Origin of the sequence: Sulfurovum sp. TSL1 (assembly GCF_019972135.1) — a bacterium.
In the GTDB taxonomy this organism is placed as follows: Bacteria; Campylobacterota; Campylobacteria; order Campylobacterales; family Sulfurovaceae; genus Sulfurovum.
In genome coordinates this window covers 77,908-101,342 of sequence record NZ_BPFI01000001.1, presented here as the reverse complement: position 1 = coordinate 101,342, position 23,435 = coordinate 77,908, and the positions used below count along the sequence as shown (strand labels likewise).

Below are 23,435 nucleotides of genomic sequence, written 5' to 3'. Positions count from 1 at the left end.
CAATTTATAATCAAAGGTTTTCATATGCTTTCAGACCGTATACAAACACTCTCTCCCTCTCTTACTATAGCCATCTCTTCGCTTGCTCGTGATTTAAAAGCACAGGGAAAAGATATTCTTTCTTTCTCTGCGGGTGAACCGGATTTTGGGACACCGCAACGTATCAAAGATGAGGCTATCAAAGCGATCAATGACGGGTTTACACAATACACTGCAGTACCGGGTATACCAGAGCTTTTAGAAGCCGTAGCAGCCAAACTGAAAAGAGACAACAACCTTGACTACGCACCTTCAGACATTATCGTAAGCAATGGTGCAAAACAGTCTCTTTTTAATCTTTTTCAAGCAGTACTGAATGAAGGTGACGAGGTCATCATTCCTTCACCCTATTGGGTCACCTATCCTGAATTGGTCAAATATGCAAGCGCGGTACCTGTCATTGCAGAGACCAATGAGATCAGCGGATTCAAAATGACCGCTGATCAGCTCAGCGCTGCCATTACACCTAAAACAAAAATGGTCATATTGACTTCTCCGTCAAACCCTACGGGTTCAGTTTATTCCAAAGAAGAACTCGAAGCACTTGCAGCGGTACTAGAAGGTACGGATATCATGGTGGTCAGTGATGAAATGTATGAGAAGCTTGTCTATGACATTGACTTTGTAGCCGCGGCAAGTATCAGTGAAGATATGTACCAAAGAACGGTGACCGTGAATGGTCTGAGCAAATCTGTGGCGATGACAGGATGGCGTTTTGGATACCTGGCGACACCGAACAAAGAGCTCATAGCTGCCATGAACAAGCTTCAAAGCCAAAGTACCTCAAACATCAACTCTATTACACAAAAAGCAGCTATCCCTGCCCTGCTTGGTGAAGTCGACAGTGAAATAGAACAAATGAGAAGAGCGTTTGAGGGAAGAGCAGAAGAGGCAGTCAAACTCTTTAACGACATTGACGGTCTCTCTGTCCTTAAACCCCAAGGTGCATTTTATCTCTTCGTCAATATCAAAGATATCTCAAATGACTCTATAGAGTTCTGTAAAGAGCTGCTTCAGTCTACCGGTGTTGCTGTTGTTCCCGGCATAGGTTTCGGATCAGAAGGTTACTTTAGATTCTCCTTTGCTACAGACATCACAACGATCCGTGAAGGTATCAGACGTATCGAAAAGTTTGTAAAGAGTAAAAAGTAAAATGCTTTTTACTGTGGTAGACCTAGAACATATCTTGGTCTACATTTCACTTTAAACTACTTTTTCTTCTTGGTCATATTCTCCATAGCAAACCACAAAACACCTATAATACTAAACAAGATCACCGGTGCTATCCATGGGTTCAGTTTAATATATTCAAACACAGTAATGATAGCCTCACTCGAATAATACGCACTCAGTCCTATCGTCAGCACAAACACAATAGAGGCAAATACATTATAGAACGCAAACTTTTTAAAGTCATATTTGGCAAGCGCCATAGAGAGTGGTACAAGGGTTTTGATACCATAAAGAAACTTCTGTATAAAAATGGCCCATACGCCGTACTTGCGCATGATCAGTGTTGCAAGGGCTATTTTACGTTTATGTTTCGCAAAGTAAGGCTGTATCTCTTTTTTCTGGTATTTCCCCAGATAAAAAAGAAAGATATCCCCTAAAAAGTTTGATACCGTAGCCACAGACAATGCTATGCCCAAGTCCATATTGCCCATAAATGAAAAAACACCTGCTGCAGCAACAATAAAGAGTGAACCGCCGAATGCAAAAAATGCAATAGCCAAGTAACCCCAGGTCTCCAAAGAAGAAAAATCCATAAAAAATCCTAAATAGTTTATTAAAGAATCATACCCAAAATAAGTTATAATCCTTCTCATGATTGAAACACTTATGAGCATACTCTTTGTCTATGTCTTCATACTTTTGGGCTATATGGCCAAACGTATCTTCAAGGAAGAGATGAATCCCAAAACACTCACTTTGATGTCTGTCTACTTTTTGCAGCCCTTTGTCACCATCTGGGGGTTTAGTACAGCCAGACTGCAGAGTGAGCATCTTTATGTCCCTCTGATCTATCTTGCCATTATCCTTCTGCTGCTCTTTCCGACCATCCTGCTGGGAAAAGTACTTTTCAGCGATCCCAAAGAAAGGGCCATCTTTTCCATTGCCGGATTTGTAGGAAATACAGGGAACATCGGTATCCCGTTGGGTATCGCCCTCTTTGGAGAAGCCTCTGTCATCTATACGACCCTGATCAACATCGCCAATGTATTTGTCGTCTATATCATCGGGGTCTACATCTACTCACGCGGTTCATTCAGTATCAGAGAGTCACTTTTGAACATCATCAGGATCCCTATTATCCCGGCTTCCATCGTAGCGATACTCATCAATATTTATGAAGTGCCTCTCAGTACGGAGATCATTGAATTTTTCAAAATGGGTGCCTATGCCGGTATCGTTCTGCAACTTTTTTTACTGGGAACATTCCTGCAGGGTATCTGTATCAAAGAACTCCATCCAAAGCTCTTTATAGGGACCATAGGCCAAAAATTCATTATGGTTCCGTTGGCGACGGCTCTCATACTCTCTTTGACAGATTTACCGCTTTTTGTACAGGGTGTGATCTTTATGGAAATGATGGTGCCTCTGGCTGTTGCCAACATCAATCTCGCCTCACTCTATAACTGCAGACCTAAAGATGTCACGTCCCTTATCCTGCTGAGTACACTTTTGTTTATGCCGTTGCTATTTGGGCTTAGTTATGTCATAAATCACTACTATTTGTGATAAAATAACCAAATAACTATACTAGGAGTTCCCATGTCTAAAAATACCCTTATCATCGGTGCCGGTGGCGTCGGAAATGTTGTGGCTTTCAAGTGTGCCATGAATGCTGATACCTTTGGCAATATCACGTTGGCCAGCCGCACGCTCAGCAAGTGTGATGCCATCGCTGCAAATGTCAAAGAAAAAACAGGTGTAGAGATACAGACACGGGCGGTCGATGCAGATTCCATACCTGAACTGAAAGAACTCATTGCTGCTACGGGTGCAAGTATTGTCATCAATGTGGCACTTCCCTACCAGGACCTCACCATTATGGATGCCTGTGAGGAGATGCAGGTAGATTACCTAGATACGGCAAACTATGAACATCCAGATACGGCTAAATTTGAGTACAAAGAGCAGTGGGCCAGAGATGAAGAGTTTAGAAAAGCGAACATCATGGGACTTCTGGGTTCCGGTTTTGACCCTGGAGCGACGAATGTATTTTGTGCCTATGCACAGAAACACTATTTCGATGAGATCCATACCATTGACATTCTTGACTGTAATGCAGGTGACCATGGGTATCCTTTTGCTACCAACTTCAACCCTGAGATCAATCTTCGCGAAGTCTCAGCAAAGGGTCGCTACTGGCAAAAAAATGATAATGGACAAGGGGAGTGGATAGAGACAGAGCCGATGGAGATCATGCAAGTATGGGATTACCCGGAAGTGGGACCAAAAGACAGTTACCTGCTATACCATGAAGAGATGGAGTCATTGGTCAAACATATCAAAGGGCTGAAACGTATCAGATTTTTCATGACGTTCGGACAAAGTTACCTGACACATATGAAGTGTCTGGAAAATGTGGGTATGCTGGGGATCAAGGAAGTCGAACACAAAGGTATGAAGATCGTTCCTATGGAATTCCTTGCTACACTGCTTCCGGACCCTGCAAGTCTTGGACCGCGTACCAAAGGAAAAACGAACATCGGTATCTTTGCCAAAGGTATCAAAGACGGTAAAGAGAGAAGTATCTACATTTACCAGGTCAGTGACCATGAAGAGTGTTATGCAGAGGTAATGAGCCAGGGAGTAAGCTATACAACGGGTGTACCTGCCATGATCGGAGCGAAACTGATGCTCGAAGGCAAGTGGGAAGGTAAAGGTGTCTTTAACCTCGAACAGCTTGACCCTGATCCGTTTATGGAAGAGATGAACAAGCAGGGGTTGCCTTGGAAGGTCATGGAACTTGGAGCGGATGAAACAAGGATCGTAGAGTAAATAATGGATTTTTTTCTCAAAAAATTTATCTCCATGTTTTTAATGCCCCTTCCGCTTGGGGTGTTTTTCATCGTTTTGGCTTTACTGTTACTCTACAGAAACAAAACCAAACCGGCAAAATTCATGCTTGCATTGAGTATGATATGGTTCTTTCTCTTTTCCTATCCACCGTTTGCCAATACGCTTTTATATAGTCTTGAGTCAAAAATTCCGACACTTCATAAGGCACCTGAGAATGTCAAATATATTTATGTGCTGGGTGGGAGACATCATACGGATGAAAGTTTGCCCATCACCTCTCAGATCGTTGAAACATCAGTTGTTCGCTTAACTGAAGGTATACGCCTTTACCATCAACTACACGAAGAAGCCAGTATCATTGTTTCAGGGGGAAGAGGATCATTTGATCCTACTACCCATGCTGCTATGCAAAAAAAATTGGCGCTGGCCTTAGGTGTAAAAAAAGAAAAGATCATACTTCGTCCCGAACCAAGAGATACAGAAGAGGAAGCCATAGCTGCAAAAGCATTACTGGATGATACGCCATTTATCTTGGTCACCTCAGCCTCTCATATGGCAAGAGCCGTACAGTTCTTCAAAAATGAGGGATTAGAGCCTATCCCGGCACCCACGAACCATTTGGGAAGGATACAACACCCTAACTATACTGATTTATTTTCCTCTGACGCACTTGAAAAGTCCCGTATCGTATTTCATGAAGTACTGGGTCTCATCTGGCAAAAAATAAAAGGTATATGATGTCTTTTACCGGATTTCCCAAAGAAGGACTGACCTTCCTCAGCAACATCATCATCAACAATTCCAAAGAGTGGCTTGAGGCGCATAAAGAGGAGTATGAGAAGTACATCGTATCACCCAATAAAGCGTATGTGGAAGAGATGGGTGAACATCTGCAGATACTTGTGCCCCATATCCACGCCATACCCAAGATCAACAAGTCCCTCTTCCGTATCTATCGTGATGCCAGGTTTCACAGGCTTGACCCTATCAAAGAACGTATAGGTATCATATTTTGGCAGGGTGCGACGCATCGTATGCAAAGCAGTTCCTTTTATATGCATTATGACCCTTTTGAAGTCTTTGTCGCTACGGGTATACGTAATTTTAAAGCACCCCTCCTTGCCAAATACAGAGCATACATAAAAAACGATGCAAAGCGAGAAAGCCTGCATCACATTTTGGAAGCACTTAAAAGAAAAGGCTATACGGTACCTGAACCCCAATTCAAACGTTACCCTGTGGGGCTGGTCAAAGAGGATACCTATGCCTATCTCTACCTCTATGGTGCGATGTATGCCTATACGACCTTCCCGCCTGATGCGACCTTCCACTCCGAAGTGATCATCGAGAGGAATTTCAAGATCTACGAAGATATGCTTGACCTGCACCAATGGGTCTATGAACTGACTTGTCTTGAAGAGATCGTACAGGAAGATCTTTAGTGAAAACAGACCTTTGTAATTCATAAAAATGATACAATAGTTAAAAGTGTAGAGTGACACTTGACACTTTTTATAAATTACACTATACTATACTCATTCAAACCAAAGGATCAGTCATGTCCCTCAAGATGAAAGACCTTTCTCTCCAAACGAAGGAGAGTAAATCAACCATACTTTATTATGTTAAAGAGGGGTTACTACCTCAACCTTCTAAACCTAAACCAAATGTACATCTCTATGATGAAAGCTGTATACAGATCATCAAGTTCATCAAATACTTGCAACACAACTTTTCATACTCCATAGCCGAGATCAAAAACCTGTTTAAAGAGAACCATTTTGATTTTGATGGAAGTTTTGAGATGATGGTGCGTTCTTTAGAACTGATCTCCGGAGGAAAAGAGAATCAATGGTATTCCAAACAAGATTTTTTAAAACTTGTTACCATGGATGAGAAAAAACTCAAAGCATATCAGAAAAAAGGTTACCTGTTTGAAAGAGCCAAAGGTTTCTCATCCAAAGAGGTAGAGATAGCTGAGATCCTAGAGAGGGCAAGTGATCTCGGTCTTGACTTCGCTCTTCTTGATGCGTATGTAGAGCATGCCAAGGAACTTGCCGAAAAAGAGAATGGCATAGGTGCTGCCCTGCTCAAAGAAGATGAAGAATCGCACAATGCACGCTATGAACTTCTTTTTGATCTGATACTGACACTCAAACCTTACATTTTTAACATGCACACCGTTCAGGCACATAAAAAAAATATCTCAAAGGCAAGCAAATGAAATCACTTTTTAAAATAGCCGGGTTTACACCCTATATTCTGATCATACTGCTCAATGCCATGACAGACTTGGGACACAAGATCATCTTGCAGAACACCATCTTTAAAGCCTATGAAGGTCCGGAACTCATCATTCTCACTGCCATAGTCAATGCTTTGATCCTTCTGCCTTTTATCTTCCTCTTCTCCCCGGCAGGTTTTATCGCTGACAAATATCCTAAAACGATGGTCATAGAGTATGCAGCCATGGCAGCCATGGGTATCACTACACTGATACTGATCTCTTATTATATGGGTTGGTTCTGGATAGCATTTATTTTAACTTTTATCCTGGCGGCACAAAGTGCCATCTATTCCCCGGCAAAGTATGGACTCATCAAAGAGATGACAGGCAATGCACATCTAGCCGAGGCAAATGCAGTAGTACAGGCTGTCACTATCTCTTCTATCCTTGCTGGAGCAGTGATCTATTCTATTTTCTTTGAACGTTTACTTCAGGATGCCAGTATCATCCCTTCGGAGATACTTAGATACATTGCACCTGTAGGCTACTTGCTTATAGGTGCCAGTACCGTAGAGTACCTATTGGCCAGACGACTGGTACGTACGTTCAAGGCTGTCGATATCGATGAAAGTATGACCTTTGAACCCAAAGAGTATAAGAACCTCTCTTATTTAAAAAGTAATATTTCTCTCTTAAGACAAAAACAAACGATCTGGTTAAGTATTATCGGGCTCTCTATTCTGTGGGGTGTTTCGCAAGTGGTTTTAGCCATATTCGGTGAATATCTAAAAAGCACACTGGGCATCACCAATACGATCACGGCACAAAGTTTATTGGCACTCGCCGGTATCGGTATGATACTGGGTTCCATGTTTGCAGGACGTGTGAGTAAGAACTACATAGAGACGGGTATCATACCTCTTGGCAGTTTGGGCGTGGCACTTTCACTCTATATGATCCCATCTCTTACTTCTTTATGGGCATTAGGTATGGCACTTTTATCTTTTGGGTTCTTTTCAGGCCTCTTCATTGTTCCGCTCAATGCCATGATCCAGTTTGCATCACCTCACAAAATACTGGGTAAAGTACTTGCAGGCAATAACTTCATGCAAAATGTGAGTATGTTCCTGTTTTTGGTTTTAACTGCCGTTTTTGGGTACTTCCAATTCTCTGCCATAGGGCTGTTTTATATCATCTCTACTATCGCTTTTTTGGGTATGGTCTATACGTTTATCAAGCTGCCGCAGTCACTCATCCGTTATATGGTTCGTATGCTTATAAGCTTTAAGTACACATTACACGTGGATGGACTGAACCATATAAAAGCGGATAAAGGCATACTGCTTTTAGGGAACCACATTTCATTTTTAGACTGGGCTGTCTTACAGATGGCATACCCAAAACAGATACGTTTTGTGATGGAAAGATCTTACTATGAAAAGTGGTACCTCAAACCGTTTTTAGACTTTTTTGGGGTGATACCTATCTCCAGCAGGGGAAGTAAGAGTGCTCTTGTGAAAGTGACCGAAGCACTGAACCGCGGCGAAACTGTAGCACTTTTTCCGGAGGGGCATCTCTCGCGTAACGGACACTTGGGCACATTTCAAAGAGGGTTTGAAATGGCAACCAAAGAGGTAGAAGATGCAGTGATCATACCTTTTTATCTCAGAGGGCTCTGGGAAGACAACTTCTCTTACGCATCCAACAAGATGAAACGTAACAAAAGTCGAGACATCTCTGTGAGTTTTGCAGAGCCTATAGATATTCACTCCACGGCTTCGGAAGTAAAAAAATCCGTATTTGATCTCTCTGTTCAAAGCTGGCAGCATTATGCAGAGTCTTTACCCGTATTACAAAAAGCATGGATACGCTCTGCTAAAAATGTCGGTTCAAGCCTCTGTATCGCTGATTCTACAGGTGTGGAACTCAGTGGAGAGAGGTTCATCACAGCAACGCTCATGATGGCTGCTGCACTCAAACCAAAACTAAAAGAAAGTCAAAACATAGGTTTGCTCTTACCTACATCTGCAGGGGGCTCTATGGGGAATATGGCTTTGCTTACACTGGGGAAAACGGTCGTAAACCTCAATTACTCAGCCGGTGCGGATAGCCTGCTTCATGCACTGAAGATCGCCGATATCACAAAAGTTGTCGCTTCAAAACAGTTTATCACTAAACTCAAAGCCAAAGGCTTTGATATGACCGAGGTACTTAAACATGTAGAAGTCATCTATCTTGAAGAGATCAAAGGGAATCTAAGCAAAACAAAAAGTCTTTTGATGTGGATAGTGGTGAAAACTTTACCTGCATGGCTGCTCAGTGCGCTGTTTATAAAAAATGCAAAGCTTGATGACACGGCAGCCATTCTCTTTTCATCAGGGTCAGAAGGTACACCAAAAGGTATAGCGTTAAGCCACAGAAACATCATGGGTAACATCAAGCAGACAGCAACCCTGCTGAACCCTACAGATAGCGATGTGATGCTTGGTACACTGCCTATCTTCCACTCTTTTGGTTTGACCGTCACTACCCTATTACCGTTGATCGAAGGTATACCGGTAGCATCACATCCTGATCCTACGGATGGTTTTGGCATAGGGAAAATGGCAGCGAAATATGAGGCGACCATCCTGTTGGCAACGGCTACATTCCTTAGACTCTACACAAGGAACCGGAAGCTTACACCACTCATGTTCAAAAATATACGTATGGTAGTTGCCGGTGCAGAGAAACTGCCCAATGAGATACGTGATGAGTTTAAAAAGAAGTTCGGACTTGACATCTATGAAGGGTACGGTGCGACAGAGACTACCCCTGTAGCTTCAGTCAATATGCCTGATGTACTCATGCTGGACTCATGGAAACCACAGGTCGGTCAAAAAATAGGTACCGTTGGTCTGCCGCTGCCTGGTTCCACATTTCGTATCGTAGATCCTGAGAGTTTTGAAACACTGAAAACCGGTGAAGAAGGCATGATACTCATCGGCGGAACACAGATCATGAAAGGCTACATCGGTGACCCTGAAAAAACAGCCTCGGTCATCAAAGAGATAGACGGTATACGCTGGTATGTCACGGGAGATAAAGGCCGTTTGGATGAAGACGGTTTCCTCACCATCGTCGACCGCTACAGCCGTTTTGCCAAAGTCGCCGGAGAGATGGTAAGCCTGGGGCTTGTCGAGGGTGAAATAATTAAGGTACTGGGGGAAAATGACCAGATAGCCATTGCTGCCCTGCCTGATGCTAAGAAAGGTGAGAAGCTCGTGCTTTTGCTTGAGGGGGAGATGGAATTGGACGCATTGAAAGAGAAGATCAAAGACATTGAAATGAACCCTCTTTTTGTACCATCAGAGTACTTCAAAGTGGAAGCGTTACCTAAGCTCGGTACGGGTAAGGCTGATTTTAAGGGAGCTAAGAAGTTGGCGGAATCGCTTAGCGATACAAAATAAAGGATGAGAAAATGCAAATGCTTACAACAATTATTATACTGGGTCTTATACTGATCATACTTGAACGTATCTTCCCCGACAGAGTCTTGCCTTTGGTCGAAGGGTGGTGGTCCAGGGTGGTTGTGATCAACCTGATGCAATTTGGGATCGTCATTTTGGGTATGGCTACATGGGATGTGTGGTTTAAGACACATCAACCTTATGTCATAGAGGGCTATCCTGATTTCATATTGGGATTTATGGCGTATTTGGTCATTACTTTTGTGTTTTACTGGTGGCACAGGGTACGTCATGACTCTTATGTGTTGTGGGTGCTGTTTCATCAGCTTCACCACAGTGCATCGAGGTTGGAGACGATCACCTCTTTTTATAAACATCCCCTTGAGATCATTCTCAACTCTTTACTGATGGGAAGCATCTCTTACCTGCTCTTAGGACTGAATGTGGAAGCGGTGGCATGGACGATACTCTACAGCTCCATAGGAGAATACGTTTACCATATGAACATCAAAACACCTCACTGGATAGGGTACATTTTTCAACGTCCCGAAATGCATAAGATACACCATAAAGAAGGGGTACACTACAACAACTTTTCAGACCTGCCTTTGTGGGATATGGTATTTGGTACCTATGAGAACCCTAAAGAAAGAGAAGAAGATGCCTGTGGGTTTTTTGATACAAAAGAGAGAGAGTTTATCAGGATCCTGGGATTTAAAAATGTCAATAACCCTTATAGAAAGGGTAAAAAATGAAACTGAAAATACTCTCTATCTTACTTGTAGGCATAGGGCTGCTGCAATCTTTAGGACATATCACAGGGAACAAAACCATCAAGAACCTGGGACTCATCACAGTAGCGTCGCCCCTGCCCATCGTCTTTACCCAGCAAAAAGGTTTTTTGGAGACGTTTGCCCTGGATTTTACTTTGGTCTATGAAAAGGACAACAAGATAGAGCGTATCAAGATAACCCCTGAACTCTATGCGCGGCTGGATAAACCGTATAACTATAGAAATGTCCTTGGAGCAGCCATCTCTTATGGTCCTATACTCCCTAAAGAACTTGTAGGTTCAGTGTTGGACTATGCGTTTATACACCCCGGAGTCCTCTCCAAAGCCTTTCATTTGGGTGAGATCAAAAACGCCTCTCTGGAGCTTCACAGTAAAACAAAAGATGAGAACAAACACTACGTTTTACCCATAGGAGAAGAAAATGACAGGTAAATCTTCAGATCTCTATTATCCTGCGTATCAGTTTGCTATCTTTAGAGTGATTTTCGGGCTTTACCTGCTTATCCATTTTCTCTATCTCATACCTGTTGCCGCAGAGATATGGAGCAGTTCAGGGTTGATATCTGATGTCAGGTTCAACCTGACCTATGGAACGTTTCCGAACATACTCTACCTCTTTGATGATACAATGTCAGTCACTCTTTTTGTCTCTGTGATGGCGCTGCTTTCTTTTTGTATCATGATAGGCTTTTTCAGACGTACCTCTGCACTGCTTTTATGGTATGGATGGGCTTGTCTTTTTCACCAGAACAACCTCATACTGAACCCCGGACTACCCATGGTCGGTTGGTTGCTCTTAGCCCTTGCACTCATCCCGAAAGGCGAAGGATGGGGTGTGGAGAAAGAAGATGGATCATGGGCTATGCCACCCGTGCTTTACTGGGGTGCATGGGTCATCGTCGGTATTTCTTACACCATCAGCGGAATTGATAAAGCGATGGCACCCAGCTGGATGGACGGTTCTGCGATCACGCACCTGCTCAATAACCCTTTGGCCAGAGACTATTTTATACGTGACCTGTTACTTTCAACACCTGAACTCTTTAGACAAATACTTACATGGTCAGCACTTGTACTTGAGATAGGGTTTGCTCTTTTAGTCATTTTTTCAAAGACACGGATCATCGCATGGTTTATGATCATGGCAATGCATCTGGGTATCTTAACCATCGTTGATTTCCCGGACCTGACATTTGGCGTCATGATGATACACCTCTTTACGTTTGATCCAAGATGGTTTAACACTGAAGAGAAACAAAGAGTCATCATCTTTGACGGTGTCTGTGGTTTCTGTAACAAATCCGTAGATACACTGATACGCATAGATACGCAAAAAATATTTCACTATACCTCCCTGCAAGGTGAATTTGCAAAGAGATTGACCTTGGAACCGAACATAGACAGTATCGTTTTTTATGAAAACGGTACGCTCTACTACAGATCCACTGCCATTCTTAGAATACTCAGGTCCTTGGGAGGCATATGGATAGTTACAAATCTGTTTTACCTCATTCCCAGGGTTATAAGAGACTCCATCTATGACTTTATCGCTGCATACCGTTATAGGATCTTTGGAAAGATGGAGAGTTGTAGAATGCCTAAAAAAGGTGAACAGGATTTATTCATCGATTAACACTATGAACTACACATAGAGTGCACACAAATTTGTTACTATCAATCAGTGACAAATTCCTAAAGTTTAGGAGATAGGTAAGAGGTCTTCATGTCTCAGACTTGGTAAGAGTTACGGAGGCATCGCAGAAATGCGACGACTAAGTGAAAATCTGGAAATCCAGGTGACACGCATAGACCAACGTACTTATCACGTTTTGCACACAGAGAACTACGAAATCATTTCTAGTAAAACTTCCTTTAAGTGGGCGGCTATATTTAGTCTTCCTTCTCTGTGAAGCACTATGTAACTGTCACTGTAAAGACCGTACGCTAACTTTTCTTGTGTTCAACAGAAAGTCATTCTTCTCAGCAAGAGGAAAAGCGTACGGGACAGATAGATATTATTTTTCTCCAAATCCATTATCATAGAATTTGAATAGAATACTATAGATCTATAGCATATTGTTTCAAAGTTTCCAGATCGATCAATTCAAGCATTTTTTTATGTGTCGCATGGATGAAGATATGCGGTGCCTTTCCATCTAGATGCGCTTTGACAAAACTATGACCGCCAAGACACCAGCTTTGACCAGGTTTCACCCCTGCAAAATTGTACTCCGGTATCGGTGTAGAGAGATCATTTCCCACTTCTTTAGAGTATTCCAAGAATTCCTCTGTTGCATAGATACACACTGCATGTACCGCAGGATTATGATCACCTGTATTGCAATGTCCATCTCTGTGAAAGCCGGTTAGAGGCTTCAGACTGCAAGGCTCCAAGGGTTCACCCAAAACATTTAATGATTCTTCCATCATGATCTGTCCTTTATTCTTATTTGAAAAATTATAACTAAAATGCACAGTCACTTGGCAACAATACCTCTCTTTCCAAAACATTTGGAAAGAGAGGTGTACATTTGACGCTTTTGAAGCCTTTTTACTCTGCTATCAGATCTAATGTATCATAAAATTCTTCAGGTTCTTGATATCCGTAAAACTTTGCATCTTTGATCTCTTTACCATCAGGACCAATGAAGACAAAACCCGGAGGTCCAAAGAGTCGTTTAATATGATAGGTTGTACATTACGTATAGTAGACTTTAGATACAATACACTAAAAAGCAAAGGTAACAGATGACAAAGGAAAGAGAAGGTGAAATACTCATGGTCGGTCTTTCCCTGCTTGAGTCCTGGTTTCCGATATTCTCTATCGTCGCCATCTCTTATATAGGGGCACTGCATACCTATACCTACTCTCTTCTCATCGCTTTAGCCTTTTTTATCGTGATCATGTTCAAACGAGATAGATTTAAAGAGCTTAAGAACAGAGCAGCTTACAAAGATCTGTTGCTTACAAGCTTTTGGATCACTTCACTCTTTGCACTTGTTTTCATTGGAATGCGTTACACGACTGCAGGGAATATGGCGGTCATTATATTCCTGCAGCTGCTTTTCTCTTACCTCTACTTTAATATCTTGGGGAAAGAGAAGATGCATACCTTGCATGTATGGGGCGCTTTTATTATGGGGATTGGAGCGCTCATCATCCTCATTCCTGATGAACTTACACTCAATAAAGGTGATCTGCTGATATTGGTTGCCGCTGCCATTGCACCTTTTGCCAATCTCTACCAAAAAAGAGCACGCGAATTTTGTTCTTCAGAGACCATTTTAGGTTTTAGAACATTCGTGGGTCTGCCTTTTATAGCCCTTATGGCATGGGCTTTTGAACCTGCGGTACAATACGATGCCTTTGTATCGGCTCTGCCTTCTTTACTTTTTATCGGCATTTTGATCTATGTCGTTTCAAAGATCATGTGGATAGAAGCATTACACCGTACAACCATCACCAAACTTTCTGCCATGCTGGGACTGGTCCCTATGATGACACTTATCTTTGCCTACTTCTACCTCCATGAAGTGCCAGAACTTCGTCAAGTCTTAGGCATTATCCCTGTACTTGCAGGTGGGTACTTGATCACGAAACCTGTGGAGAGTTAAGGGGTTATCACGTAGTGAAATAATGAATACATCTTCTCACTCCCATCATCTTGAGGGAGTGTATGGCAAGTGGGTTCAATCACTCATACCACATAAAGAGTATTACAGTATAGTCACGCTTATGAAAATAGTAAAAGGGGTACAGATTGGTCTACGATAACATCGTTTTAATAGGCTTTATGGGAAGCGGTAAAACTGCTGTGGGTAAAATTCTTGCAAGGCAACTACAGAAAAAATTTGTAGATGTTGATGGTAGGATTGAAGCGGAGCAAAAGAGTAGTGTTTCTGAGATTTTTGAAAACAAAGGTGAAGCGTATTTTCGCGGTCTTGAACAAAAATGTATTGATGCACTCACACAACAGAAGGGTCAAGTGATCGCTACAGGTGGCGGACTGCCTATACATAGTGCTATACCAGAGAAGTCACTTATTGTGTATCTAGATGCTGACTTTGATGTTATATTAAACCGCTTACCGGCAAAGGAACGCGATAAACGACCTTTACTTCAAGATGAATCCAGGGCTAAGGCGTTGTTTGCCGAGCGTATGGATACCTATAAAGAGCTGGCAACCTTCCGTGTTGATGCAAATCAAACTATACAGACTTTTATACATGTTATAGTAGATTTTATTTTAGATAAGAGAGTTTTATAATTTCCGTCATGAAAATAAGACTAGGTACATTTAACCTTTTTCAATTTGTAGAGCCTCCCTACTCCTGGTATACAAAAAAAGATAAATTCAATGCGCGGCAATGGGTTGAAAAAACCACATGGATAAAGCATCAAATTCTAAAAATGGATTGTGATATCATCGGGTTTCAAGAAGTATTTTCAAGAAAGGCTTTAAGACATCTTGTTAAAGACTTGGGTTTTACATATTTTAAAATTGTTGATACGGCAAAATTAAGTACAAATAACCGATATAAATATGTTACGACTACCGTTGCCATTGCCTCAAAATACCCAATATCAAACATACAAGCAGTAGAAGTACATCAACCCAGCATTGATAAGTATCACTTTGGAAAGGACGATAAAGACCCTTTCAAATTTTCCAGAGTCCCCATAAAGGCAACGATAACACTTCCTGACAAAAAAGAACTTTTAGTGTATGTATGTCATTTAAAATCAAATAGACTCAATGAATTTGAATACGTATTTAATGAGAGCCATACATTAGAGCATAAAAAGGAACAGGTATCAAAAGCGTTAGAAGGTAACTATTCCAAATCTTTAAAACAAAGGTTATGCGAGGTATCTTCACTTTTTTATGATATACAAAAATGCAAAAATCAACCCACCGTTTTGATGTGTGACCTAAATGATAAAGAGTTTTCACTGACCATTGATGCATTAACAAATCACAAATACTATGATGATAAAAGCAAGGAAGCTCTTCTCTTGCATGATGCAAGTTATGAGTACACACCAGAGGTGTATAACCCACACCCAGAAGCAAAAGAAGTAAAAAGAAAGGCTACGAGTTATTTTCTGGGAAAAGGAAATGTATTGGACTACATTTTTATCTCAAATGATTTTCATAAAAAGAATGAAAATAAGATTGCAGAGGTGACTGACTATACTGTCCTAGATGAGCATCTGCAAGAAAACAAAGATGGTTCTTTACTTAAAAGTGATCATGCACAAGTAGTTTGCGAATTAACTTTTCTTTGATAGTAGAATAATCCGGCCTATCCTCTTTTTATTTTTTAAGAGAGATCCAGATAGATACTGCTAATAATAATTTTATACGGTCCATTATGCTTTTTAGAAGTATCCCCAGTAATTGTTAAGGTCTCATTGACTTCGTCATAACTAAACATCTGTTCTGTGATCTTAAATGCTGTTTCAAACTCAATATCATTTATCTCATAAAAAGTTACATTAATATCGCTTGTACCAACAATGTTAAACCCTATTCTTGTTTCTTCTGCAAACTTTCTACTATCGCCAACATAATATCTTGTTTCAAGTTTATTATCATAACCCATAGCAGTGTTGGGGTCGATGTCATTATTCTTTAAAAAAGAATTGATCGCTTCTCTGTTTTTTTCTTCTTTAGTGAGTGCCATATTTACTCCTATATATTTTAACTATTAATCTAAACTACTTTTAGCCATAACATTGCATGAGGTTGAAACACTTTCTTTTAAGCGCAGCCACAACCAGTACCACAGCTATTATTGACGTTATCTGTAGACTCAAGAGTCCAATCATCAGTAGAGCCACAACCCACATCACAACTAACGCCAGTACTACAACCAGAGACATAAGTAGCATTGATGGCCACTCTAATGACAAAGTTATCACCTTCAGCTCTTTGTGAATAGAAAGTATGTTTACCACAAAACTCTTCATTCATAAGTTCAGCGACGATATTGGCATAATTATATGCATCCTGCTGTGTTTTAAACGTATGAATATTCGAGTATTCACTTTTTTTTAAACATTCACATTCTTTTTCCATTTGTACGGTATACATAAAGTGTTTCCTTTTGATCATTACATTATCTAAACAAAATAATCATACTTTAGGGTTATAAGGTATGCATAAAATAGAGGGAAAACCAAATATAGAAGACTCCCTATTTTGCAGCACCTTAACTTACGGAATGATAACATCATTTTCTTATTATCATCACTACTAGGCAAGAACAGCAAAAAGAAGCTGCAACAGGGTTTAATCAAGATGTATAATCACATTTAAATGTAGGTTTTCGTTACCTGACCCTGATTTTGCTAAGAAAAGTGTATACTTCCTACATATTTTATCCAAAGGTCAATCATGGAAACTCTCAAAATCGTATGCCCTGAGTGCAACAGTGTCAACACCGTTAAAAGTGAAGTTAGGAATGAGTCAATTCCCTGTTCAGAATGTCAAGTAGATCTAGATGACCCCTTTCCGGTTGAAGTAACTGATGAGAGCTGTACGACCCATATCATTGAAAATGACATAGCAGTGCTAGTTGATTTTTATTCATCCACTTGTGGCCCTTGTATGGCAATGTATGATGATTATGAAGATGCGGCTCTGGGTTTTGGATTAAAAGTGAGATTTCTCAAAATAAATGCCGATACATACCAGAAGGTCGCCAAAGAGTATGGAGTGAGTGCGCTTCCTACCATCATCGCCTTTAAAAAAGGCCAGGAAGTCAACCGTATAAGCAGCCAACTTTCCAGAGTTGAGCTCAGTTTGTGGGCTGAGAGCCTCATCTAAATGGTCATTAGGCACTATTAACCCATTTTCATCATGCTCTCGAAAGCCTCTAAATAAGTATCTATATACTTCTGTTTCTCCTTACGTCTATACTGCATCACCCAACGAGGATGAGGCACAACTTCTATGCTGTTAAAACAGTGATGCTTGTCGTTAAAGGCTTTGAGGTATTTGAGATTTTTCCCTTGTCCTACACAGATGATGTTTGGTTTTGCCTGAGGGAATGAGAGCTGCTTCAGTAAGGTCTCTTCTATAAAAGGTTCTAAGGCCGTTTGTGTTTGTAGGTCATCATAGTAGTTATAATTTTTGTCATTTTTCAGAAGTCCTAAGGGCATAACCGTTGTAAAGAAAAAATCTTTATAGAATTTCTCTACCCCGCCATATGCTTCAATCACTTCGAACATAAACGCTGCAGATATCTCTACACGCTTGTCAAAGCTGCTGGCTATGTCACAGTAGTTATCCAAATGGTACGCATCTGCAAACCCAATGCCTGTAATTCCAGAACCAAGTCTGCCGGGATTTATGCCGACAAGATAGGTGCGGGGTCTAGTATCATCATAGTATTTGTTAAAAAATGTTTCCATCACTCTTTTTGTTTCTACATTGTCAAACGGGTAGATGGTCTCTACCCCATTAGGCAAAGGCATATCATTTCGCATCGTGAAGTAAAAGTCCAGTATCTGTTTGGAAAAAGTCATCATTTATGCCAAGAACAACATGCAAACCCGTAAGTCATCATAATTCACATCGCCATCTAGTGCTTCAAATAGTGGCTTTAAACGCAGCTTGCCATCTTCTGAAAAGTTCTCTTTTAAGTGCTTCGTTTTTAGCTTTAACACTGCATCATCTACACGTTCAAAGATGCCATCTTTAGGTTTGTATTTGTCCAGATCTATCTCAGGGGTTTCTTCTTTTATACGTGCGAGATGCTGCACGATGGTACTTTTACCCAAACCTCTATTTTGTGCCAGTTTTATGAGCGTATCTGACTTTGCTATGAGATGTTTTGTCTTCATATATGTAGGTGTGACATAGGCTGAGTGTGAGGGTTTACCCTCTTTGATGTTTTGTATCTCTTCGTCTATCTTTTCTTTACTTACCATGCCGCCAAGCTTTGAGATATGACTTTCAAAAAGGTTTTCCAAGCTCTCTCTTGTCAATGCTTCTATGCTATCACTGGCCTTCTTCGATGCCATTTTAATGCGCTCATCTATATGCAAAATGAGAGGGTCTACCCGCAAGGCCATAGGGTTTAAGCCCATAAGCCGTAAACCTTCGATGTTCTTGATCCGTGAAAGTGCCACATACCCCTGTCCTGTCTCAAATGTTTTACTCAAGTCTATCTCCGCAGCATCAAGTGTCATACCTTGTGACTTATGGATGGTGATGGCCCATGCCAAACGCAAAGGTACTTGTGAGACAGTCGCTGTGATCTTGCCACTATCGTTCTCAAGTGACCAGTCTTCTGGCTCCAACTTAATTTTCTTCCCTTCTGTCGTTCGTACAATGGGCATGTTATCTATGGGGCTGAAGCTTTGCACTGTTCCGGTGGTACCATTGACATAGCCCTCTTCTGCATTGTTTTTTATGAAGATGACAACCGCACCCTTTTTAAGCGCCAACTCTTCTAAAACCAAAGAGGATTTAAAGATCTTCTCTATGTTCTTTTCACTTCCTTTATGATCACATACAAACAGTTTAGGCTCACCCTCCAGCTTCTCTAGTTCCTCTTTATTTATACGATCTACATCTACATTATGGGTGTAGAGTTTGGTAGGTGTAGCAGTGCTCAGTTCTTTTTCATGTCTGCTTGCCAGTAGTGCTTCCGATGAGGCGGAGATTTCACCGGAACGTATGTCATCAAGTATGCCGATGAGTCTGTCATCATCTTGTCTAAACTTTTCTTCCAGGTAACAGGTATGTAGGTCGAGTGCTTTCCATGCAGGAGACTGCCATGCAAAACGCTTCTCTTTAGGTACTTTTGAGACAGGCGGTAACTGAAAAAAGTCCCCAGAGATCACTACTTGTACCCCACCAAAAGGAGCATCTGTACCCTTGAAACCACGCAGTATCAGATCCATAGAAGAAAATATCTCTGGTGAGATCATAGAAACTTCATCAATGATAAGAAGTTTGAGTTTAGAAAAACGTGTTTTGAGGTACTTTTTCTCCAACAAAAAATCTACATACCCCTCATCTATACTGTCACGTATACCCAAAGCGAAAAATGAATGTATCGTCTGACCACCCAAATGCGATGCTGCTATACCAGTGGGTGCGACAATGGTGGGGTAAACCCTGCGCTCTTTTAAGTACTGTGTATAGAGATTAAGAAGATAGGTCTTCCCTGTCCCCGCTGAACCGGTGATAAATACATTTTTGCCTGATTTTAGTATCTCTAGTGCTGTTTTTTGTTTCATAAAAGTATTATAGCTCATGGGTGCAAATATCCAAGAGCATCTTATGAAAATGTCACTACACTCATACCCCGGCTATCAGTGATTTTCTCATAAATACCCTCGATGCAATAATGTATATCTATTGCATAACCCGGGTTAAGGTATAATCCTGACATGAAAACCCTACCCATCACCCAAGTCATACCCGAGGTTAAAGAGAAACTTCTAAACAACAACCGTTTAGTACTCCAGGCACCACCAGGTGCAGGGAAAACAACGGCACTTCCTTTAGCACTGTTAGAGGAACCTTGGCTAAAGGGTAAGAAGATCATTATGTTGGAGCCTCGTCGTTTGGCAGTGCGATCTTCTGCTGCCCGTATGGCTGAACTTCTAGGTGAAAAAGTAGGTCAACGCATCGGCTATCAGATAAAGATGGAATCTGTACAGAGTCAAGAGACACAGATACTCATCATTACAGAGGGTATATTAACCCGTAAACTACAACATGACCCCAGCTTGGAAGATGTGGCTCTCATCATCTTCGATGAGTTTCATGAACGTTCTTTACATGCGGACTTGTCTTTGGCTTTAGCACTTGAGTCTCAGTCCATACTACGAGAAGACCTGAAGATACTCATCATGTCTGCAACACTGAATACTTCTGCCATTTCAGAACTCATGGATCACGCCCCCATTGTACAAAGTGAGGGACGTTCTTTTCCTGTAGATAGCATCTATCTACCGACCCATACACCTCAACCAAACAAAAAAGAGCTACCCTCTTTCGTACATTCGCTTCTACACAGTATATTACAAAAAGAAGAAGGGAATATACTCGTTTTTTTAGCAGGTGTAAGAGAGATAAAAGCTGTAGAAAAGCTTCTAAACACAACCAAACCCAAAGATGTTTTTGTCTCAACACTCTATGGTAACCTTAGTAAAGAAGCACAGGACAGAGCCATAAATGCACCACCTAAAGGCTTCAGAAAGGTGGTACTTAGTACCAACATTGCTCAAACCTCTTTGACCATAGAAGGCATTACCGTAGTGGTGGACTCCGGGCTTCAAAATGTCTCCATCTTCAACCCGTTTTCGGGGATGAACAAACTTGAAAGTCACTTTATCTCCCAAGATTCTGCCACCCAAAGAGCAGGACGCGCGGGGCGTTTGTCTGAAGGAAAAGCCTATCATCTTTGGCACAAGTCCAAGATACTTTTAAAACACGATGTCCCTGAGATACTCTTGGCTGACCTTAGCCAAATGGTTTTAGAGCTGGCACGTTGGGGAAATGATGAGATAGATGCGCTTTCATGGATGGACAACCCTCCGAGCTCTGCTGTAAACCATGCCAAGAAGCTTCTGCAACAGCTAGGTGCACTGGATGAAAAAGGAGAGATTACGCCGCATGGTATAGCGATGAGTCGTTATGGACTCCATCCAAGACTGGCACACATGATGCTGAAGGCTCAAACACTGGGCCTTGCGTATGAAGCCTCCCTGTTAGCAGTTTTGGTTTCAGAAAAAGACATCTACCGTAATGCTTTTGGTTCATCAGACATGCGTGAACGTGTCTCTGTACTGCATGATGTTGCGCAAAAAGTAGCTGTAGATACGCAATGTATCAACCTCAAACAATGCCAGTACCTACTTGCCAATGCCAAACGCATAGAAAAAGTACAAAAAGAAACCATAGATCTAGAGATGCTTGGCATACTCATGGCCTTTGCCTACCCTGATCGCATAGCAAAACAACGTTATGAAAAAAACCACAGCTACCTGCTCTCTAATGCAAAAGGTGCATCATTGCATAAAAGTGATGCACTTTTTCATGCACGTTTTTTAGTGATATCTGATTTGGATGCCCGCAGTAAAGATGCCACCATCTATAAAGCCATAGAGCTCACACAAACACAAATAGAAGCACATCTTCAAGTACAGATACAACAAAGTGACGAGGTCGATTGGAACGAGGAACAGCAAAGAGTTGAAGTGCGTAGAGTGCATCGTTTAGGTGCCATACTTTTACGCGAAACACAACGCATGAACACCTCAAACGAAGAAATACTGGATGTACTGCTTGAAGCCTTGGAAGCGTTGGGATTAAATGCTCTAAACTGGAGCAAAGAAGCCCTCCTGCTTAGACAAAGAGTAAACTTTGTCAATGCACACCAAATGGAATTTCCAGACTTTTCAGACGAACATCTTTTAGCAAATATGGATAAATGGTTAGCCCCTTACCTCTCAGGTATCACTACACTCAGGGCATGTCAAAATTTAGACTTTTACAACATACTTTTGGGCCAAATGAGTTTTGAACAGACGCAACTTTTGGACACTCTGGCACCTACTAAGTTAAAAGTAGCCAGTGGTTCAAACATTGCCATAGATTACACTAACATAGCACAACCCGTCTTAGCGGTACGACTCCAAGAAATGTTTGGAACCCAAAGCACACCTACTGTACTGGGTGGGAAAGTTAAACTGATGATCCACCTGCTCTCTCCGGCCTCACGCCCCATGCAAGTCACACAAGACCTGGAGAACTTTTGGAAAAACACTTACGAAGAAGTAAAAAAAGAATTAAGAGGCAAATACAAAAAACACTACTGGCCAGACGATCCACTTACTGCTATAGCTACTTCTAAGACTAAGAAACACATGTAGAGAGTTACCTCTTAGGAAGGATGTATTATCTTTTTGATAAAATTATCGCACCCTTTTTCCCCTGACTACTTCTTCATTTCTTGAATGAAGCTCTCAACCGCATCAGCCGTTCTTTCAGGGTCTTCAAGTATCGGTACGTGTCCTATCTCTTTAAATGTGACCAACTGACTGTTCTTAATGGTGTCATGAAACAAGGTTGCATTGTCTATGTGTGTCATCCTGTCTTTCTCTCCCCATAGTATAAGGGTTGGGATATGGATCCTTTTTGCAAGATCATTGAAACAGCAGACATCTTTATACATATCTTCATAGAGTATTTTTTCCAGATCACGTCTTTGACACTTCTCTTGAAGCAGTGCCTCTTTAATGATATCCGGAATATAGGGAGGCTTGTACAAAGAGTAGCGTAAAAGTGTTTCCAGTCTCTCTTCCGTACAGACATCATAAAGTGGATTTTTATCGGATCTTTCTACAAGTTTCACACCATCACTTTTTGTTTTTTCAAGACCCATAGCATCTATGAGGATGAGCGCCTTTAGCGTTTCTTCGTGACTACCCGTATAGCGTAATGCAATGGCCCCTCCCATAGAGTGTCCAAAGAGATAAAAGCCTTTCAGATCCTTAGCTTCTACAAATTTGTATAATCTTTCTGCCTGCTCCGACATCGTATATCCCAACGTCTTTTCTGAAATACTCTCCCCATGTCCGGGAAGGTCGACCACTATGACATGATACTTCTCATCCAATGCTTCGATCAGTCTGTTCCAAGTATCCTTGTTCCCGCCAAAACCGTGAACAAACAGCAGTGTTTCATCACTTTTGACATGATTTTCAAGGTAGACCATCTTTCCAAAATCCAAAGTGATACATTTTTTCTCTAACCCTGCAGTATAACGTTCATAATGCATCACCATATCATAGAGTTTTGTTGCACTGTCGGTGGTCAAACTCAACACTGCAATTAAGAGAATGAGAATGATCTTTTGGATCGACATACGCTAT

At 41.4% G+C, this 23,435-nt stretch carries 22 protein-coding genes; 15 read left to right on the top strand and 7 right to left on the bottom strand.

The genetic code is table 11. From position 1 onward, the window contains the following. The first annotated feature begins 24 nt into the window (after positions 1 to 24). Complete coding sequence (locus tag LDM98_RS00480; RefSeq protein ID WP_223897165.1) at positions 25 to 1,191, top strand: pyridoxal phosphate-dependent aminotransferase; 1,167 nt, start codon at positions 25 to 27, stop codon at positions 1,189 to 1,191. 56 nt (positions 1,192 to 1,247) lie between these two features. Here LDM98_RS00480 and LDM98_RS00475 read toward each other — a convergent pair whose 3' ends face one another. Then, the gene (locus LDM98_RS00475; RefSeq protein ID WP_223897163.1) at positions 1,248 to 1,805 is read right to left on the bottom strand and encodes a DedA family protein; all 558 of its coding nucleotides are present in this window, start codon (positions 1,803 to 1,805) and stop codon (positions 1,248 to 1,250) included. A gap of 58 nt (positions 1,806 to 1,863) precedes the next feature. On the opposite strand from LDM98_RS00475, the gene LDM98_RS00470 reads away from it, so the two are divergent. The 9 genes from LDM98_RS00470 to LDM98_RS00430 all read left to right on the top strand — a co-directional run bounded on the left by LDM98_RS00470 (position 1,864) and on the right by LDM98_RS00430 (position 12,167). Further along, positions 1,864 to 2,778 (top strand): AEC family transporter, encoded by a 915-nt coding sequence (locus LDM98_RS00470; RefSeq protein ID WP_223897161.1) that lies wholly within the window; start codon positions 1,864 to 1,866, stop codon positions 2,776 to 2,778. Positions 2,779 to 2,811: 33 nt separating this feature from the next. Next, positions 2,812 to 4,044: a saccharopine dehydrogenase family protein gene (locus tag LDM98_RS00465; protein ID WP_223897159.1), complete on the top strand. Its 1,233-nt coding sequence runs from the start codon at positions 2,812 to 2,814 to the stop codon at positions 4,042 to 4,044. A 3-nt stretch (positions 4,045 to 4,047) separates the two neighbouring features. After that, positions 4,048 to 4,803 (top strand): ElyC/SanA/YdcF family protein, encoded by a 756-nt coding sequence (locus tag LDM98_RS00460; protein ID WP_223897157.1) that lies wholly within the window; start codon positions 4,048 to 4,050, stop codon positions 4,801 to 4,803. Next, entirely contained in the window at positions 4,803 to 5,507 is a 705-nt protein-coding gene (locus LDM98_RS00455; RefSeq protein ID WP_223897155.1) for a TIGR02453 family protein, read from the top strand. The genes LDM98_RS00460 and LDM98_RS00455 overlap by 1 nt, the downstream gene beginning before the upstream one ends. Positions 5,508 to 5,623: 116 nt before the next feature. Then, on the top strand, positions 5,624 to 6,289 hold the full coding sequence (locus LDM98_RS00450; protein WP_223897153.1) for a MerR family transcriptional regulator: 666 nt from the start codon (positions 5,624 to 5,626) through the stop codon (positions 6,287 to 6,289). Further along, positions 6,286 to 9,741 (top strand): acyl-[ACP]--phospholipid O-acyltransferase, encoded by a 3,456-nt coding sequence (locus LDM98_RS00445; protein WP_223897151.1) that lies wholly within the window; start codon positions 6,286 to 6,288, stop codon positions 9,739 to 9,741. The genes LDM98_RS00450 and LDM98_RS00445 overlap by 4 nt, the downstream gene beginning before the upstream one ends. A gap of 11 nt (positions 9,742 to 9,752) precedes the next feature. After that, the gene (locus LDM98_RS00440; protein WP_223897149.1) at positions 9,753 to 10,496 is read left to right on the top strand and encodes a sterol desaturase family protein; all 744 of its coding nucleotides are present in this window, start codon (positions 9,753 to 9,755) and stop codon (positions 10,494 to 10,496) included. Continuing rightward, positions 10,493 to 10,966, top strand: a complete 474-nt coding sequence (locus tag LDM98_RS00435; RefSeq protein WP_223897147.1) for a hypothetical protein — start codon at positions 10,493 to 10,495, stop codon at positions 10,964 to 10,966. Before LDM98_RS00440 ends, LDM98_RS00435 begins: the two co-directional genes overlap by 4 nt. After that, the gene (locus LDM98_RS00430; RefSeq protein ID WP_223897146.1) at positions 10,956 to 12,167 is read left to right on the top strand and encodes a DCC1-like thiol-disulfide oxidoreductase family protein; all 1,212 of its coding nucleotides are present in this window, start codon (positions 10,956 to 10,958) and stop codon (positions 12,165 to 12,167) included. Before LDM98_RS00435 ends, LDM98_RS00430 begins: the two co-directional genes overlap by 11 nt. 425 nt (positions 12,168 to 12,592) lie before the next feature. On the opposite strand, the gene LDM98_RS00425 is transcribed toward LDM98_RS00430, so the two are convergent. Next, entirely contained in the window at positions 12,593 to 12,964 is a 372-nt protein-coding gene (locus LDM98_RS00425) for a DUF2237 family protein (protein WP_223897145.1), read from the bottom strand. 318 nt (positions 12,965 to 13,282) lie between these two features. On the opposite strand from LDM98_RS00425, the gene LDM98_RS00420 reads away from it, so the two are divergent. From LDM98_RS00420 to LDM98_RS00410, 3 genes are all read left to right on the top strand, one after another. Then, complete coding sequence (locus LDM98_RS00420) at positions 13,283 to 14,149, top strand: DMT family transporter (protein WP_223897144.1); 867 nt, start codon at positions 13,283 to 13,285, stop codon at positions 14,147 to 14,149. Positions 14,150 to 14,295: 146 nt separating this feature from the next. After that, positions 14,296 to 14,802, top strand: coding sequence for a shikimate kinase (locus LDM98_RS00415; protein ID WP_223897143.1), 507 nt, complete (start codon positions 14,296 to 14,298; stop codon positions 14,800 to 14,802). Positions 14,803 to 14,810: 8 nt separating this feature from the next. Next, positions 14,811 to 15,824, top strand: a complete 1,014-nt coding sequence (locus LDM98_RS00410; protein ID WP_223897142.1) for an endonuclease/exonuclease/phosphatase family protein — start codon at positions 14,811 to 14,813, stop codon at positions 15,822 to 15,824. Between the two features lie 35 nt (positions 15,825 to 15,859). Here the strand turns inward: LDM98_RS00410 and LDM98_RS00405 are convergent, their stop codons facing one another. Together LDM98_RS00405 and LDM98_RS00400 are read right to left on the bottom strand one after the other, a co-directional pair. Next, complete coding sequence (locus LDM98_RS00405) at positions 15,860 to 16,222, bottom strand: hypothetical protein (protein WP_223897141.1); 363 nt, start codon at positions 16,220 to 16,222, stop codon at positions 15,860 to 15,862. 77 nt (positions 16,223 to 16,299) lie between these two features. Continuing rightward, complete coding sequence (locus tag LDM98_RS00400) at positions 16,300 to 16,632, bottom strand: hypothetical protein (protein WP_223897140.1); 333 nt, start codon at positions 16,630 to 16,632, stop codon at positions 16,300 to 16,302. 303 nt (positions 16,633 to 16,935) lie between these two features. Here LDM98_RS00400 and LDM98_RS00395 point away from each other — a divergent pair, with 303 nt between their 5' ends. Beyond that, complete coding sequence (locus LDM98_RS00395) at positions 16,936 to 17,367, top strand: co-chaperone YbbN (RefSeq protein WP_223897138.1); 432 nt, start codon at positions 16,936 to 16,938, stop codon at positions 17,365 to 17,367. Between the two features lie 17 nt (positions 17,368 to 17,384). Here LDM98_RS00395 and LDM98_RS00390 read toward each other — a convergent pair whose 3' ends face one another. Both LDM98_RS00390 and LDM98_RS00385 read right to left on the bottom strand, forming a co-directional pair. Further along, the gene (locus LDM98_RS00390) at positions 17,385 to 18,068 is read right to left on the bottom strand and encodes a uracil-DNA glycosylase family protein (RefSeq protein WP_223897137.1); all 684 of its coding nucleotides are present in this window, start codon (positions 18,066 to 18,068) and stop codon (positions 17,385 to 17,387) included. Positions 18,069 to 18,071: 3 nt separating this feature from the next. Then, positions 18,072 to 19,790, bottom strand: coding sequence for an AAA family ATPase (locus tag LDM98_RS00385; RefSeq protein ID WP_223897136.1), 1,719 nt, complete (start codon positions 19,788 to 19,790; stop codon positions 18,072 to 18,074). A gap of 153 nt (positions 19,791 to 19,943) precedes the next feature. Between LDM98_RS00385 and hrpB the strand changes: the two genes are divergently transcribed. Next, positions 19,944 to 22,433: an ATP-dependent helicase HrpB gene (gene hrpB, locus LDM98_RS00380; RefSeq protein ID WP_223897135.1), complete on the top strand. Its 2,490-nt coding sequence runs from the start codon at positions 19,944 to 19,946 to the stop codon at positions 22,431 to 22,433. A gap of 65 nt (positions 22,434 to 22,498) precedes the next feature. Here the strand turns inward: hrpB and LDM98_RS00375 are convergent, their stop codons facing one another. Then, the gene (locus LDM98_RS00375; RefSeq protein WP_223897134.1) at positions 22,499 to 23,428 is read right to left on the bottom strand and encodes an alpha/beta fold hydrolase; all 930 of its coding nucleotides are present in this window, start codon (positions 23,426 to 23,428) and stop codon (positions 22,499 to 22,501) included. Positions 23,429 to 23,435: the final 7 nt, after the last annotated feature.